Here is a 16,898-nt window from a genome sequence, read left to right as displayed (position 1 = left end):
ACCTTTATAAAGACCAAGATTTACCTCCGGTAAGATCTTGTAAATTTTCGCAACCTAAATATTGTCCCGGAACAGGATCATAGGCCAAAACAGTCTCACCAATTAGTTCACTATTTCTATAAGCGTTAATGGTCATCCATTTTATATTACCCAGTAATTGAGCAATTCCCTTCTCTTCCCCTGTTCTTTCAGCTTTAGAAAGATAGGCGTCTAAAATTTCTTTATACTCCGATTCTTTTACCTTATTTAAATCTTGAGCATATTTAGACTTAATGATTGCAATCAGAGCATCCATCGCCTTCTGCTTCTGCTCCTGTTCTTTCACACTGATGACATCTTTAAAAATAACATCAATAAACTGAGGTACATTTACCTCAGATGCCGATGGCAAGTCTGTTTTCGGCAAAATGGTATCCACCAATCCCTTTAAAACAATACCTTGTTCTACCGTTAAAAATTCTGGCTGCCAGTTCTCCACTTCAGATTGGCAACTTTGCAATAAACTCAACAATGATGGAGTGGCAACTACAAACCCGGTAGTTAATCCTATATTTCTAAGTGCTTTTCTTCTATCCATTTGATCTGGTATTAAATATTTTGTTTTTTTAATTCCTTAACTGCATGATCTACAGCTCTTGCTGTAAATGCCATATAAGTTAATGAAGGGTTTTGACATCCGGAGGAAGTCATAAAAGACCCATCCGTTACAAACACATTTTTGGCAGCATGAACCTGATTAAACCCATTCAATACAGATGTTTTAGGATCATTCCCCATTCTGGCAGTTCCCATTTCATGGATACCAAGCCCCATTCCTCCTATATCATCATAAGTACTGATATCCTTAAAGCCCCCTGCTTCTAACATCTCAACGGCTTGTTGCTTCATATCTTTACGCATCGCCAATTCATTCTCACCAAAGTCCGCATCAAAAGTTACTGTTGGTAATCCCCATTCATCTTTTTTATCATAGTCCAGATACATTCTATTCTTATGATCAGGAAGTGTTTCTCCAAATGCAGTCATTCCCATACTCCATCCTCCCGGATGAAGAATAGCTTCTTTCAGTTCCTTTCCATAATGAAGCTCACTGACATAACCACCATCATAACCTGCTCTTCCGGCTCCACCCTGATAACCATATCCACGAAGAAAATCCTTACGATCAGTATCCCCGCCTATATTCCTAAATCTTGGGATATATATTCCATTTGGCCTTCTTCCTTTATAATACTTGTCTTCAAAGCCATCAATTTTTCCTCTTGCTCCAACTCTGAAGTGGTGATCCATTAAGTTATGTCCTAGCTCTCCACTATCGTTCCCAAATCCTTCAGGAAATCGATTTGATTTAGACTGCAGTAAAATTGATGAAGAAGCAATAGCAGAAGCACACAAGAATATCACCTTAGCTTTAAACTCATAAGTCTCCTTAGTTTCAGAATCAATTACACGCACCCCAGTTGCTTTTCCCTTCTGTTCATCATAAATAACCTCATGAACAATTGAGTTTGGGCGTAATGTCATATTACCTGTTGCTTCAGCTACAGGTAAAGTTGAAGAATTACTACTAAAGTAACCCCCAAAAGGACAGCCACGGATGCAACGATTTCTATATTGACATGAACTTCTCGTTCCTGGCTTTGTTCCTTCAGTAATATGTGCAACCCTTCCGATGGTTAATAAACGGTCGCTAAACTTTTCAGCAATAGAAGATTTTAAATGCTTTTCAACACAATTAAGCTCCATAGCTTTCAGGAATTGCCCATCAGGCAATTGCTTCAGCCCAAGGTTTTCTCCACTCACTCCGATAAAACGCTCAACATGATCATACCAGGGTGCTATATCTTTATATCTTACAGGCCAATCTACACCAATACCATCTTTAAGGTTGGCTTCAAAATCTATTTCACTTAATCTATAACTCTGTCTTCCCCACATAAGAGATCTTCCTCCTACATGGTAACCTCTTATCCAATCAAAGCGCCTATCTTCATTATATGGGTGTTTATGATCATTAACAAACAAATGATCCGACGCTTCACTAACAACATAACCAGTACGGTTTTGTTTAGGTTTTCTTTCTATCATTTCCCTGGTAGCCCTTCCTCCATGTTCAAAATCCCACGGATCTTTATTTGCTGTAGGATAATCCTTCACGTGCTTAAGGTCACGGCCTCTTTCAAGTACAAGAGTCTTCAACCCTTTCTCACAGAGTTCTTTAGCCGCCCAACCGCCAGAAATTCCTGTCCCTACCACTATAGCGTCGTAAGATTCCTGAGGTGTGTTATAATGAAAAATACTCATATTTTTTGTTTTAAAAATTCGATGCCTTCCAAATATATAAATTAATTTTTTACATTAGTTGGATAATTATTTTAACAAATTCACAACTAAACAACACCTTACATATCTAATTTCCGATTATTCGGTTAAAAATCTATCCCTTATGAAAAGAAGAATTTTTATAAAGAACACAAGTCAGTTTGGTTTAGCTTTATCTGTACTTGGAATAACCTCTTGCGCCGATAATAAAAAGAAAAAAGAGCCAGAAAACACCGTTACCATTGAAGATCCTAAGGATCCATTCTTTAAATTATCATTAGCGCAGTGGTCAGTTCACAAGATGATTCACAACAATGAACTAGATCCAATGAATTTTGCTGCAAAAGCAAGTGAGTGGGGATTTGCAGGACTGGAGTACGTAAATCATCTTTACAATAAGGAGTTAGACAAAAACACAAATTTAGCCTTATCTGTTAATAAATTAACTACCGAATTAAATAAGCGAAGTAAAGACAATAATGTCGAGAACTTAATTATGATGGTAGACCTACCAGGAGATATCGGAAGCCTGGCATCTGGCGACAGCGCAATGAGAAAAAAAGCGATTGAAAGCCATCAATTGTGGGCAGATGCTTCTGCCGCTTTGGGATGTCACAGCATGAGAGTCAACTTACATGGAAATTCAGAGTTAGAGGGCTGGAAAAATTTCTCTGCAGAATCGCTTGCTAAACTCTCAGAATATGCCGCTCAGCAAAATTTAAATATCATTGTAGAAAATCACGGCGGTTTTTCGTCAAACGGACAATACCTCTCTGAAGTTATGAAAACTGTCGACATGGATAATTGCGGAACGCTTCCAGATTTTGGAAACTTTTGCATTAAAAAAGAAAATGGCGAATGTGTTGACGAATACGATCGTTATACAGGCCTTAAAGAACTGCTTCCTTATGCAAAAGGGGTTAGTGCCAAGTCTTATGACTTTGATGCCGAAGGAAATGAAACAACAATCGATTACCAAAAAGCATTACAATTAGTTAAAGATTCAGGATATAGTGGATTTATTGGTGTAGAATACGAAGGTGGCAGATTGAGTGAAGAAGACGGCATCAAAGCTACAAGAGATCTTCTTATTCGAATTGGATCTGCATTGGCATAATAACACGAATCAAAACTACTTTTTAAAATGAACAAAAAAATACAATTTCAACTTTCCCTGATGATGTTCCTCGAATTTTTTATCTGGGGAGGGTGGTTTGTTTCACTGGGTACTTTTCTGGGAAATAACCTCAATGCAACAGGCGCAGAGACAGCAATGGCTTTTTCAACACAATCATGGGGTGCTATAATAGCGCCTTTTATTATTGGCCTGATAGCAGACCGGTTTTTTAATGCTGAGCGAATCCTGGGCTTATTGCACTTAATAGGAGCTATTTTAATGTATCAAATGGCAAATGCCGCCGACTTCAGTATTTTTTATCCCTATGTTTTAGGCTATATGATATTATATATGCCTACCCTGGCCCTGGTTAATTCTGTATCATTTAACCAAATGAAAGACCCGGCCAAAGAATTTCCTTTAGTGAGAGTTTTTGGAACTTTGGGATGGATTATCGCCGGACTTACAATAAGCTTCGTCTTTAATTGGGATTCTTCCGAAGGTATTGAACAAGGCTTATTGAAGAATACCTTTATAATGACTGCCGCTGCATCAGCCTTCTTAGGACTCTTTAGTTTCACCTTACCAAAAACACCTCCGAGAGCGAAATCGTCTGGAGAAAAACCCACCATATCTGAAATTCTGGGGCTGGAAGCTTTAAGTCTGCTTAAGAGTAAAAACTTTTTAATATTCTTTATGTCATCAGTACTCATATGTATTCCTTTGGCCTTCTATTACCAGAATGCCAATCCGTTTTTAGCCGAGGTTGGAATGGAAAACCCAACCGGTAAAATGACATTAGGACAGGCCTCTGAAGTGCTTTTCATGCTATTACTGCCTGTGTTCTTTAAAAGATTCGGAATTAAAATGACCCTCTTGGTTGGAATGCTTGCCTGGACAATCAGGTACTTACTATTTGCTTATGGAGATGCCGGAGAACTTGCTTTCATGCTGTTAATAGGGATTGCCTTACACGGAATTTGCTACGACTTTTTCTTTGTTTCCGGACAAATCTATACAGACTCGAAAGCTGGAGAAAAATATAAAAGTGCAGCTCAAGGATTGATCACGCTGGCAACCTATGGAGTGGGAATGCTCATTGGATTCTGGGTGGCAGGTAACATTTCAGATCATTTCTTGTTGTCTGACGGCACTCATGATTGGAATTCAATCTGGACATATCCGGCATTCTTTGCCTTGGGTGTTTTAATCTTATTCATTATCTTCTTTAAAAATGAAAAAGTAGAATACAAACAGTAAAATATGAGAAAAATTAGAATGGGGATGATCGGTGGTGGCATTGGATCTTTTATAGGAGACGTACATCGTAAAGCAGCCTCAATTGATGGAATTATAGAACTTGTATGTGGCGCCTTCAGTAGTTCTTCGGAAAAATCAAAGCAATCGGGGAAAGCCCTGCTTTTACCTGAAGAAAGATGCTATGGGAGCTATGAAGAAATGATCCGGAAAGAAAAGGAACTTCCGGAAGATCAGCGCATGGACTTCGTAGCTATTGTCACTCCTAATCATATGCATTTCGAACCGGCTAAAATGGCTTTAGAAAATGGATTCCATGTGGTTTGCGACAAACCAATGACGCTTACTATAACTGAGGCTGAAGAACTAGAAAAAATAGTTCATGAAACCGGACTCCTCTTTGCGCTAACCCATAATTATACCGGACACCCCATGGTAAAACAAGCCAAGGCCATGGTTAAAAATGGTGATTTGGGAGGTATCAGAAAGATTCAAGTACAATACCTTCAAGGCTGGATGGCTACGCAGGTGGAAAAAACAGATAACAAACAAGCCTCCTGGAGAGTTGACCCAAAGAAATCAGGGGTAGGCGGTGCCTTGGGTGATATTGGCACCCACGCAGAAAACCTTGTGGAATACATTACAAACTTAAAGATTACTGAACTCGCAGCCGACCTGGGCAGGTTTGGTGAAGGACGAGTTTTAGATGATGACGGCAATATTCTATTGCGCATGGAAAATGGAGCGAAAGGAACCATGTCTTTTTCACAAATAGCCGTTGGCGAAGAAAATAATTTAGCGATCCGCGTTTATGGAGAAAAAGGAAGCATCGAATGGCATCAGGAAAATCCAAACCAGCTAATTACGCGTTGGATCGATCAGCCTAAAAAAGTATTCACTCCTAATGGCAATGACCTTTATCCGGAAGCCATTAAAACATCAAGGATACCAGCCGGTCATCCGGAAGGGTATTTAGAAGCTTTCGCTACCATTTACAAAAATTTTGCAATTCACCTCAATAATGTGCTCGCTGGAAAAAACATCGAACAACCAGATTACCCTTCAGTTTCTGATGGTGTAAGAGGGGTTAGATTTATTCATGCCTCAGTTCATAGTGATAAAAATAATACAGCCTGGACAAAACTTTAAAACTGATTATATGAAAACGATAAAAGGACCAGCAGTATTCTTAGCTCAGTTTGTAGACAATAAAGCTCCTTTCAACAGCCTGGATGGTATGTGTAAATGGGCTTCAGACCTGGGGTATAAAGGAATACAAATCCCTACCTGGGAAAACTTCCTTATTGATCTGGACTTAGCTTCCGAGAGTCAAACTTATTGCGACGAATTAAAAGGTAAAATAAATTCCTACGGACTTGAAATAACAGAGTTATCGACCCACTTGCAAGGACAACTGGTTGCTGTTCATCCTGCCTATGATCTCATGTTTGATAATTTCGCTCCGGAAGCCTTAAAAGGCAATCCAAAAGCCAGAACGGAATGGGCCGTGGATACCGTTAAAAAAGCTGCTATTGCAAGTAAACGACTCGGACTTAATGCACATGCTACATTTTCAGGAGCTCTGTTATGGCATACCTTTCACCCATGGCCACAAAGACCGCCCGGTCTTGTAGAAATGGGCTTTGAAGAACTTGCAAAAAGATGGCTCCCGATCTTAAACGTTTTTGATGAAAATGGAGTAGATGTGTGCTATGAAGTTCACCCGGGAGAAGATATTCACGATGGTGACACCTTTGAACGATTTCTGGAAGCTACAGGAAATCACAAACGTGTTAACATCCTTTATGACCCTTCGCATTTTGTACTACAACAATTGGACTATATTGAGTATATCGATCACTACCATGAATTTATTAAGTCATTTCATGTTAAGGATTCCGAATTCAATCCAACAGGTAAAAAAGGAGCATTTGGTGGATACAATAATTGGAGTGAGCGAGCAGGCCGTTACAGATCTCTTGGTGATGGACAGGTGGATTTTAAAAAAATCTTTTCTAAACTTACACAATACGGCTGCGATGTATGGGCAGTAATGGAATGGGAATGTTGCATTAAAAGTCCGGAACAAGGAGCCAGAGAAGGCGCCCCTTTTATTCAGAGGCATATTATTGAAGCCACTGAAAAGGCATTTGATGATTTTGCAGGAGCAGAAATAGATCAAAAAACTTTGAAGAATATCTTAGGACTCTAAAACTAATTAACAAAATGAAGAAGCTAGCTTACATCATTTTTGCCTGCCTGACGGTAATCGGGTGCAAACAAAAAGAGGCAAAAGAAAACAAAGAAGCTCCTGAAAAAACAGCAGCTATGAATACAGACATCCAAAACAATGGTTGGATTACCTTATTTGATGGCTCCTCCTTTGATGCATGGAGAGGATACCTTAAAGAAGAAATGCCATCACAATGGTCCATCGAAGATAAGGCCATGGTATTTACTCCCGGAAAAAATGGAGGAAACAACATTATAACCAAAGAAAAATTCAAGAACTTCGAATTATCTCTGGAATGGAAAATATCTGAAGGAGGAAACAGTGGCATTTTTTGGGGTGTTTATGAAGATCCAAAATTCCCGGAAGCCTATCAAACTGGTCCGGAAATTCAAGTGTTAGATGATGAACGTCATCCAGACGCCAAAAACGGAACCACCCATCAGGCAGGATCACTCTACGATATGATAGCTCCTTCAGAAAAAGTGGTAAAACCGGCAGGCGAGTGGAACACTTGTGTTTTAAAGATAAACCACGAAACAAATGCTGGCAGCATCACCCTTAATGGTACTGAAATTGTTACTTTTCCGGTACACGGTCCGAAATGGGATGAAATGGTTGAAAATTCTAAATTCAAAGGATGGGAAGGCTTTGGAAAATACCAAACAGGACATATTGGCCTACAGGATCATGGCGACAAAGTTTGGTACAGAAACATAAAAATAAAACCTCTTTAAGCCATGGTTTTAAGAAATATAGCTGCCACCATCTTAACCATAGTTCTTTTGACGGGATGCAAAAACAAAAAAGAAAACTCCACTTCTATAGCAATTAATGAAGTTGTAGAAAAGGACTCTATTAAAGAAAAGGAACCTACCAAACCTGAAGAAACTGAAATATGGGAGCCAATCCCACCAAAAGTAGATCCAACCGGAAATAACGGTGTTCCATCAGACGCCGTCATCCTTTTTGATGGATCAGATTTAAATGCCTGGGTTAGCAGTAAAGACACCACTAAAACCGCTGATTGGATACTGAACAACAATGGCAGCATGACTGTTAAAAATGGTGCAGGAAACATTCAAACAAAACAAAAATTTGGAGATATTCAACTCCATATAGAATGGAAAAACCCGGCAGAATCCGAGGCAACCAATCAAAGTAGAGGAAATAGCGGTATTTTTCTCCAAAACAGATATGAAATACAGGTTTTGGACACCTACCAAAATAAAACTTATGTAAACGGACAGGCAGCAGCTATTTATAAGCAACACATCCCTTTGGTCAATGCAAGTAAGCCTTCGGGAGAGTGGCAAACCTATGATGTAATCTACAGAGCACCACAATTCGACAGTGAAGGGAATAAAACACGTTCGGCTACAGTAACCGTTTTACACAATAATGTTTTGGTACAAGATCACGTAATCATAAAAGGTACTACCGAATATATTGGCTGGCCAAAAAACGAACCACATGGTAAAGCCCCTTTAAAGCTTCAGGACCATATGGACCATAGCGGAGTCAGCTTTAGGAATATTTGGATTCGGGAGCTATAAAGCATCAATCGACCCTATCTATTATTCCACCTACTCAAGGCTTTTTTATATCACCAGTGAAAAATGATTTCAAAAAAACTAATAGCGCTTTTCATCTGCAGCTTCATTTTTGCATCTAACAATGCTCAAAAGCGGCTTAGAGATTATGGAATTGAAATAGGTGTCATTCCTACAGGAGAACTGAACGCTATTACAGATGTTTCAGGAGTAAAAGTAGGTCATACCACAAAATGCCTGGGTGATAGTATAAGAACGGGGGTAACGGCAATATTACCTCACAGCGAAAACATTTTCCAGCAAAAGGTGCCCGCTGCGGTTTTCGTCGGTAATGGTTTTGGCAAATTAGCCGGAAGTACTCAGGTTAATGAATTGGGAAACATTGAAACGCCAATCGTTTTAACAAACACTTTGAATGTGGCCACTGCCATGGATGCCCTCATTAAATACACACTCCGCCAGGATGGGAATGAAGATGTAAGGTCGGTGAATGCCATTGTTGGTGAAACTAACGATGGTTATTTAAATGACATTAGAGGGCAACACATCACCACAAACGATATATTTAGCGCCATTGAAAATTCGTCAGAAACCAATGTACAGGAAGGCAGCATTGGAGCTGGCACAGGAACTGTTTCTTTCGGGTACAAAGGCGGTATTGGCACTGCTTCAAGGAAACTCCCCGAAAGTCTGGGCGGCTACACTGTAGGTGTTATCGTTCAATCTAATTTTGGAGGGGTTCTCCAGGTTGCCGGAATAAATGTAGGGAAAGAACTAGGTAATTTTGCCTTTAGCAATCAATTGTTAAACAACGTTGATGGCTCTTGCATGATTGTCGTCGCTACGGATGCCCCTCTTGACCACAGAAACTTGAATAGACTGGCCAAACGAGCATTCTTAGGTATTGCCAAAACCGGAGGGATTGTTTCCAACGGAAGTGGCGATTACGTAATTGCATTTTCCACCGCTGAAGAAGTTCGAATTCCATACAATACCCCACAACTAATGACTTGGCAAACGGTATCTAACGACCATATGTCTCCTATTTTCATGGCCGCCATTGAAGCTACAGAAGAAGCTATTTTAAACGCATTATTTAAGTCAAAAACAACGGTCGGCAAAAATGGTAGAACTATTGAAGCCTTACCTGTTTCAAAAGTTTTAAAGATTTTAAAAAAGCACCAGGTAATAAAAAACTAAAAGATGGTCATTGAGCAGTTAACGCGATAAAAGCATGTTGTAATCGCTTCGTTATTTCCCCGGCTTCCTGCTTTTTAAAACACACTTCACCATTCATAATCATCGATTTGACCCCTAAAATCTGTGTAGTGGTTCCTGTCAAAAAAACTTCATCAACCTCCGACAATTGATCAATTTTCAATGGATCTTCATGTATTACCACATCTAATTTCTTACAAAGATCAATAACAGCCTTTCTAGTAATACCAGGTAATATGTAGTGCCCTTCAGGATGAGTGTATACTTCATTATTCACTACAAAGAAAATTGAAGAATGCGACCCTTCTGTTATTACTCCCTGTCTATGTAAAATAGTTTCGTGAAACCCGTTTTTGATAGCTTCATCATTCATCGCTACATTGGCTATTAAAGAGGTGGCCTTAATATCACACCGATGCCATCTGTAATCTTCGGTAATTAAAACATCCACAAATCTCTTATCAAATCCTTTTAACGCTACAGGAAAGGCATACACCAAAATAGTAGGCGTCACATTTTCCGGGTAATAATGAGTACGGGGTGCTACTCCACGAGTAATCTGAATATATACAGCCCCATCCTGTTCTCCCAGTTTAACTTTAGTAACAGCTTCTTCTAATACAGGTTCTAGCCTACTGACATCAAAATCAATATGAACCTGGTTTAACCCATACCTTAACCTATTTAAGTGTGCGTCTTTTAAAAAAAACTTTCCGCTGTAAAAAGGAATAACCTCATAAAGTCCATCACCGAAAATAAACCCTCTGTCAAAAACAGAAATAGTAGCATGCTCTTGCCTAAGCCACTCACCATTTAAATACACAACTTCGGGAAAGGTTTTTTTCATAACGTAATCCATAAACTTCTCAAAAATAAGCTAAGTTGGCAAAAGATCATACATTAAATCCCTGAAAGGCATATAACAACCCTACTTTCAAATAAATATTCTTTATTGTATTTTATGTAATTTTAAATGACATAAATTTTAATGTACTTTTGCATAACTTTTAAAATCAGAGCATGATACAATCCATGACAGGTTACGGGAAGAATGTAATACAGCTTCCCAGCAAAAAAATAACCATAGAGCTAAAATCATTAAACAGTAAAGGCCTGGACCTTAATGCCCGTATACCATCTCTTTACCGAGAAAAGGAAATGGAATTAAGGAATACTATAGCCTCTTCCTTAAAACGAGGAAAGGTTGATTTTGGATTGTATGTGGAGATTACAGGGGAAGAAACTTCTTCCGCGATTAATATCCCTGTTGTTAAAGAATACATCAGGCAACTTAAAGAAGTTACGCCGGAAGCAGCCGAATCTGACAACAACATTGAGCTGATGAAAATGGCTGTTCGCCTGCCCGATGCCCTGAAAACGGAACGTGATGAAATTGACGAGGAAGAATTCAAGGCGATCGCTGAAGCACTTGATAACGCCTTAAAAGAAATCAACAAATTTAGAACTTCAGAAGGGGAAGCTTTAGAAAAAGAATTTAACATCAGAATCAATAATATAAAAGATCTCCTTTCTCAAGTGGAGACTCTTGATGCTGAGCGCTTAAATGCCGTTAGAGAACGACTCACAAAAGCCATCGCAGACTTAAAAGAAAATGTTGACGAAAATCGTTTTGAACAAGAGTTGATCTACTATCTTGAAAAATTAGATATTACCGAAGAGAAAGTTCGTCTGGCCAATCACCTGGACTACTTCATCAGCACTTTAAAATCTAAAGATTCTAACGGAAGAAAACTAGGCTTTATATGTCAGGAAATTGGAAGAGAAATCAACACGATGGGTTCTAAGGCCAATTACGCCCCTGTTCAGCAATTGGTTGTTCAAATGAAAGATGAACTGGAAAAAATAAAAGAACAAATTTTAAACGTACTTTAAATGGCCAACGGCAAGCTTATTATATTCTCTGCACCTTCGGGCAGTGGAAAAACTACTATTGTTAAACATTTACTGGAACATCCCGAATTAAATCTGGAATTCTCTATATCAGCGACAACACGACAGCCCAGAGGTGAAGAAAAAGATGGAATCAATTATTACTTTCTATCGCTAGACAACTTTAAACAACATATTAAGAATGGTGATTTTGTTGAATGGGAAGAAGTCTACAGAGATAATTTCTATGGCACTCTTAAGACGGAAGTCGAACGTATTTGGGCACAAGGCAAAAACGTGATTTTTGATATTGATGTGGCAGGTGGTTTGCGAATCAAACGAAAATTTCCGGAAGAAACACTAGCTGTTTTTGTAAAACCCCCAAGTATTGACGAATTAAAGATCAGATTGAAAAAGCGCAAAACAGAAAGCGAAGACAAAATTAATATGCGTATTGCCAAAGCTTCAGTCGAATTGGCAACAGCTCCTCAATTTGACACGATTATAAAAAACTATGATCTTGACACGGCCAAACAAGAAGCCTATGATCTGGTAGCTGATTTTATTGGACTAAAAAAGAAGGTTAATGAATAAAAAAATAGGCCTGTATTTTGGAACCTTTAATCCTATCCACATTGGTCACTTAGCCATCGCTAATCATATGGTTGAGTTTTCTGATCTGGAAGAGGTGTGGTTTGTAATCACTCCTGTAAGTCCATTTAAAAAGAAATCTTCATTACTTGACAACCATCATCGTCTCGAAATGGTATATAAGGCCACTGAGGATTATGAAAAGTTGAAGCCCTCTGATATAGAATTCAAAATGGAACCTCCATATTACACGGTAAACACCTTGGCCTATCTCGAAGAAAAATATCCAGAAAATCAATTCGCTCTGATCATGGGTGAAGACAACATTAAAGGATTCCATAAATGGAAAAATTACGAAGTTATCCTCGAGAGAAATAATCTGTACGTTTATCCCAGAATATCATCCGGCAATATAGTGGACGACCTGAAAAACCATCCTAAAATACACCATGTAGATGCTCCGATCATGGAAATATCAGCATCATTTATCAGAAAGAGTATCGCCGAGGGTAAAAACATAAGACCGTTGCTTTCAGAAAAAGTCTGGGAGTACATTGACAGCATGAATTTCTACAAATAAAATTCAACCCTTTCTATTAGGGTACTTCTATCCGACATAAAAAAATGCTAACATCCTATGCGTGCGACGCGCTTTTTTCGATGGGGGGCATGTTCATATAACAAATTAAAATTCGATAACGTGATTCTCGCCCTTTTCAGGATTATCCTGTTTGTTTTAACAGAAGAAAAATCCACTACCCAATATCTACAACCACCTGTATTACAACACAATAAATCATTTTCAGATATGGATAACTTGACTGCCTTAAGGCAACATTTGCTATAACAAACCTGAACTTCTAACAGTCCTGTATTCTCAACTAATGTGTTGTCCTGTTTAGTCCATAATGGTCTATTCAATAATCCGTAACTTTATACACTAAACTTTAAATTTCATGAGCACTAAAAAACCTTTTAATTTACTTAAGTGGGTTGAGGAAAACAGAGATCTCCTGAAACCTCCGGTAGGTAACAAAAACCTCTACAAGGAAGCTGAAGATTATATTGTAATGGTTGTTGCGGGACCTAACGCCCGTAAAGATTATCACTATAATGAGACCGAAGAATTATTCTATCAGATTGAAGGGAAAATAGAGGTGCATGTACAAGAAGAAGGAGTAAAAAAAACAATGGAATTAGGTCCTGGCGACATGTATTTACATCCCGCTAAAGTACCCCATTCGCCAGTTCGAAAGGAAGGCTCAATAGGGCTTGTTATCGAACGGAAAAGAGCTGGAAAAGGTTTCACTGACGGACTACTTTGGTATTGCGACAATTGCAATAACAAAATACACGACGTTTATTTTGAACTAAAAGACATAGAAAAGGATTTCCTCCCTCATTTCAAGAATTTTTATAGTTCGGAAGACCTTCGAACCTGTAATAATTGCGGAACCATAATGCCTGTTGACAAACGATTTACGGCAGATGATGATTAAGCAATTAATTATTTGTACATTCGTGAAAATTTATAACAAAAACATTAAAAAAAGTTACAAATGTCAATAGTTGCTACAGATTTTGGTATTGAAGAAGCCCTGAAAAGCCTAGGCGTTAAAGAACTTAATGCCGGTACATCTACAGGCTCTAAGTGGTTTTCTAATGGAAGTGAAATAGAATCAAACTCTCCGGTAGACGGTCAACTAATCGCAAAGGTTACCTCCACCACAAAAGAAGATTATGAGAATGTTGTAAAAACTGCGCATGCAGCTTTTAAAGAGTGGAGAATGTTACCTGCCCCAAAACGAGGTGATATTGTACGTCAATTTGGCGATAAACTTCGCGAATTCAAGGAGCCTTTGGGAAAACTTGTTTCTTATGAAATGGGAAAAAGTTATCAGGAAGGCCTGGGTGAGGTACAGGAAATGATTGATATATGTGATTTTGCATTGGGATTATCTCGTCAATTACATGGTCTTACCATGCATTCTGAACGTCCATTGCACAGAATGTATGAACAATATCATCCATTAGGAATTGTAGGTATAATATCCGCTTTTAATTTTCCGGTAGCTGTGTGGAGCTGGAACACTGCTCTCGCTTGGGTATGTGGTGATGTTTGTATTTGGAAGCCTTCGGAAAAAACACCTCTTACAGGGGTGGCATGCCAAAACCTAATCGCTGAAGTGCTAAAAGAAAATGATATGCCAGAAGGTATCTCATGTTTGATCAATGGTGATTATAAAGTTGGAGAGCTCATGACTCATGATAACAGAGTTCCTTTGATATCTGCTACTGGCTCGATAAGAATGGGAAAAATAGTGGCGCAGGCAGTTGGAGCACGCCTGGGTAAATCCTTATTGGAGTTAGGTGGTAACAACGCCATTATAGTGACTCCGGATGCAGATCTGAAAATGACTGTTATTGGTGCGGTATTCGGTGCTGTCGGAACCGCCGGACAACGATGCACCTCTACCAGAAGATTAATTATACACGAATCAATCTACGACACTGTTAAGAAGAAACTGGTAGATGCTTACAAACAATTGCGTATCGGAAATCCTCTTGATGAAAACAATCATGTAGGTCCGGTTATAGATAAAGATGCCGTTAAAAATTATCAAAATGCACTGAACAAAGTTGTTGAAGAAGGAGGAAACATTCTGGTTGAAGGTGGTGTTCTTGAAGGTGAAGGATACGAAAGTGGCTGTTATGTTAAACCAGCCATTGCAGAAGCTCAAAATCATTTTGATATTGTACAGGAAGAAACCTTTGCTCCCATTTTATACCTAATGAAATATTCAGGAGATGTTGCCAATGCACTAGAACTTCAAAACGGTGTTAAACAAGGGCTATCTTCTGCAATAATGACCACAAATCTACGTGAAGCCGAGCAATTCTTGAGCCACTCCGGATCCGATTGTGGTATTGCCAACGTAAACATTGGAACCTCTGGCGCAGAAATTGGAGGAGCTTTTGGTGGCGAAAAAGAAACTGGTGGTGGTCGTGAAAGTGGATCTGACGCTTGGAAAGTTTACATGCGTCGTCAAACCAACACCATAAACTACTCAACAGAATTACCATTAGCACAAGGAATAAAGTTTGATCTTTAAGATCGCATAAATTATAATCATTTTATAAGCCACAAGCCGGTTCGATTCATCGAATCGGCTTGCTTTTTATCTGTATATCAGTGGTTTATTGTTAAAATTTGTCTTAAATTTAAGAAGAGTTAATTTCAATAAACCAAACATGACAAAAAAAACACTTTACATTTTAGGAATCATCCTCACCATCATCGTTGGAATGATTTTAAACTGGCTGTACTGTTGCAATATTTCTTCTCCCGCAGAAATCCCTGCTATTTCAGAAGAAATTGAGGCTCCGACTAATCCTCTGGAAATACGAGAAAACGATGGCAGTTTCTCTTATAATAATCCAGATAATTTTAACTTTAAAACTTCCGGCTTTGATATTGTTTCACCGGTAGCAACAGGAGTCCAAAAAGGCGTAGACTCCGTAAGGAATTATTTAGCATCACATAATACTAAATACATTCATATTACCGGACTTTACCTGGCTTCCGAAGAAAACTTATCACCTTATCCAAACTTGGGTATTGCCAGAGCAACACATGTCAAAAATTATTTTGTATCCAATGGGGTTCCATCAAACCAGGTCATTACCAATGGTGAATTAAAAGAAAACCTTACCACCTTTAATGATATGTTATACGGACCTGTTGAATTCGAAATAACTTCAACTGGTGAACACGACGAAGAATCACTTCAAGCTTTGCTCGAGAAAATTCAAAACGATCCCTTAATTATTTATTTTGAATATGGAGAAAGTCGAATCGACCTCAGCGCCGAACAACGTCATAAGGTAGCTGATATCTCCGACTATCTCGATAAAGTATCTGGAGCTGTTTGTCACATTACAGGACATACTGATAACACCAGCAGCGAAGAGTTCAATTACGAACTTGGGCTTAAAAGAGCAAAGTTCCTGAAAGATTATTTTGTGACCCACGGAATTCCGGCAGACAAAATAACCACAGACTCAAAAGGCGAAACCGAACCTATAGCAGACAACACATCTGATGAAGGTAAAGCAAAAAATAGAAGAACAGTATTAACTATAAATAAACAAAACTAGACATTATGAATTTGTGTATCCTAATCCCATTAATCACAGGAATAATCTGCGCAATTTTAGGTTATTTAATCGGAAAAGCAGCCGCTGGAAACAATACTCGTGAAATAGATGAGTGGAAAAATAAATATTCCGCTCTGGAAAAAGATTTGGCTGATTGCAATGAAAAGTTAAATTCAAAAGATCAAAATACCCTAAACATCATTCCATTCGATGCTACATTGGCAAAATCTATTTTTGGCAAAGCAGTCAAAGAAAATGATCTAAAGATCGTTGAAGGTATTGGACCTAAAATAGAACAGCTATTCAAAGACCACGGCATAGCCACATGGAAAGAACTTTCTGAAACGAGCGTTCATAAATGTCAGGACATCTTAGATGATGGTGGCGAAGCTTATAAAATACATAGTCCGATTACCTGGCCTGAACAAGCCCGACTGGCTTATGAAGGAAAATGGCAAAGACTTCATGAATGGCAGGACTTCTTAAAAGGAGGACGTATCAAATAAAATAAAAAAGGGTAACCGTCGGTTACCCTTTTTTTGCATCAATTAATTATAAAACA

At 38.6% G+C, this 16,898-nt stretch carries 17 protein-coding genes; 14 read left to right on the top strand and 3 right to left on the bottom strand.

Annotated features, from left to right (window positions below; translation table 11 throughout):
• Positions 1-4: 4 nt before the first annotated feature.
• Both BM361_RS08485 and BM361_RS08480 read right to left on the bottom strand, forming a co-directional pair.
• A complete protein-coding gene (locus BM361_RS08485; protein WP_074978194.1) occupies positions 5-577 on the bottom strand; it encodes a gluconate 2-dehydrogenase subunit 3 family protein in 573 nt (190 codons plus the stop codon).
• Between the two features lie 11 nt (positions 578-588).
• Complete coding sequence (locus BM361_RS08480) at positions 589-2,304, bottom strand: GMC oxidoreductase (RefSeq protein WP_038267198.1); 1,716 nt, start codon at positions 2,302-2,304, stop codon at positions 589-591.
• 142 nt (positions 2,305-2,446) lie between these two features.
• Here BM361_RS08480 and BM361_RS08475 point away from each other — a divergent pair, with 142 nt between their 5' ends.
• From BM361_RS08475 to BM361_RS08445, 7 genes are all read left to right on the top strand, one after another.
• Complete coding sequence (locus BM361_RS08475) at positions 2,447-3,439, top strand: sugar phosphate isomerase/epimerase family protein (protein WP_038267945.1); 993 nt, start codon at positions 2,447-2,449, stop codon at positions 3,437-3,439.
• Positions 3,440-3,466: 27 nt separating this feature from the next.
• The gene (locus tag BM361_RS08470; protein WP_038267201.1) at positions 3,467-4,699 is read left to right on the top strand and encodes a nucleoside permease; all 1,233 of its coding nucleotides are present in this window, start codon (positions 3,467-3,469) and stop codon (positions 4,697-4,699) included.
• A gap of 3 nt (positions 4,700-4,702) precedes the next feature.
• Entirely contained in the window at positions 4,703-5,845 is a 1,143-nt protein-coding gene (locus BM361_RS08465; RefSeq protein WP_074978192.1) for a Gfo/Idh/MocA family protein, read from the top strand.
• Between the two features lie 10 nt (positions 5,846-5,855).
• On the top strand, positions 5,856-6,908 hold the full coding sequence (locus BM361_RS08460; RefSeq protein ID WP_038267948.1) for a sugar phosphate isomerase/epimerase family protein: 1,053 nt from the start codon (positions 5,856-5,858) through the stop codon (positions 6,906-6,908).
• Positions 6,909-6,922: 14 nt separating this feature from the next.
• The gene (locus tag BM361_RS08455) at positions 6,923-7,663 is read left to right on the top strand and encodes a 3-keto-disaccharide hydrolase (protein ID WP_074978191.1); all 741 of its coding nucleotides are present in this window, start codon (positions 6,923-6,925) and stop codon (positions 7,661-7,663) included.
• Positions 7,664-7,666: 3 nt separating this feature from the next.
• Positions 7,667-8,482, top strand: a complete 816-nt coding sequence (locus BM361_RS08450; protein WP_074978189.1) for a 3-keto-disaccharide hydrolase — start codon at positions 7,667-7,669, stop codon at positions 8,480-8,482.
• A gap of 63 nt (positions 8,483-8,545) precedes the next feature.
• Positions 8,546-9,679 carry a DmpA family aminopeptidase gene (locus BM361_RS08445; RefSeq protein ID WP_038267213.1) on the top strand — a complete coding sequence of 378 codons (1,134 nt, stop codon included), beginning with the start codon at positions 8,546-8,548 and terminating at the stop codon, positions 9,677-9,679.
• Positions 9,680-9,686: 7 nt separating this feature from the next.
• Here BM361_RS08445 and BM361_RS08440 read toward each other — a convergent pair whose 3' ends face one another.
• Complete coding sequence (locus BM361_RS08440; RefSeq protein WP_074978267.1) at positions 9,687-10,544, bottom strand: aminotransferase class IV; 858 nt, start codon at positions 10,542-10,544, stop codon at positions 9,687-9,689.
• A gap of 173 nt (positions 10,545-10,717) precedes the next feature.
• Here BM361_RS08440 and BM361_RS08435 point away from each other — a divergent pair, with 173 nt between their 5' ends.
• The 7 genes from BM361_RS08435 (at position 10,718) to BM361_RS08405 (ending at position 16,842) form a co-directional block, all read left to right on the top strand.
• Positions 10,718-11,590, top strand: coding sequence for a YicC/YloC family endoribonuclease (locus BM361_RS08435; protein ID WP_038267219.1), 873 nt, complete (start codon positions 10,718-10,720; stop codon positions 11,588-11,590).
• On the top strand, positions 11,591-12,181 hold the full coding sequence (gene gmk / locus BM361_RS08430; RefSeq protein WP_038267222.1) for a guanylate kinase: 591 nt from the start codon (positions 11,591-11,593) through the stop codon (positions 12,179-12,181). It abuts the gene before it with no gap.
• Positions 12,174-12,758 carry a nicotinate (nicotinamide) nucleotide adenylyltransferase gene (gene nadD / locus BM361_RS08425; protein WP_038267225.1) on the top strand — a complete coding sequence of 195 codons (585 nt, stop codon included), beginning with the start codon at positions 12,174-12,176 and terminating at the stop codon, positions 12,756-12,758. The genes gmk and nadD overlap by 8 nt, the downstream gene beginning before the upstream one ends.
• 376 nt (positions 12,759-13,134) lie before the next feature.
• Complete coding sequence (locus BM361_RS08420) at positions 13,135-13,677, top strand: 3-hydroxyanthranilate 3,4-dioxygenase (RefSeq protein ID WP_074978188.1); 543 nt, start codon at positions 13,135-13,137, stop codon at positions 13,675-13,677.
• Between the two features lie 60 nt (positions 13,678-13,737).
• Positions 13,738-15,291 carry an L-piperidine-6-carboxylate dehydrogenase gene (amaB, locus tag BM361_RS08415; RefSeq protein WP_074978186.1) on the top strand — a complete coding sequence of 518 codons (1,554 nt, stop codon included), beginning with the start codon at positions 13,738-13,740 and terminating at the stop codon, positions 15,289-15,291.
• Between the two features lie 139 nt (positions 15,292-15,430).
• Complete coding sequence (locus tag BM361_RS08410; protein WP_074978184.1) at positions 15,431-16,336, top strand: OmpA family protein; 906 nt, start codon at positions 15,431-15,433, stop codon at positions 16,334-16,336.
• Between the two features lie 5 nt (positions 16,337-16,341).
• A complete protein-coding gene (locus BM361_RS08405) occupies positions 16,342-16,842 on the top strand; it encodes a hypothetical protein (RefSeq protein WP_074978183.1) in 501 nt (166 codons plus the stop codon).
• Positions 16,843-16,898 lie beyond the last annotated feature (56 nt).

Origin of the sequence: Zhouia amylolytica, from assembly GCF_900116365.1 — a bacterium.
GTDB lineage: Bacteria > Bacteroidota > Bacteroidia > Flavobacteriales > Flavobacteriaceae > Zhouia > Zhouia amylolytica.
This window is presented reverse-complemented; position numbering and strand designations above follow the sequence as displayed.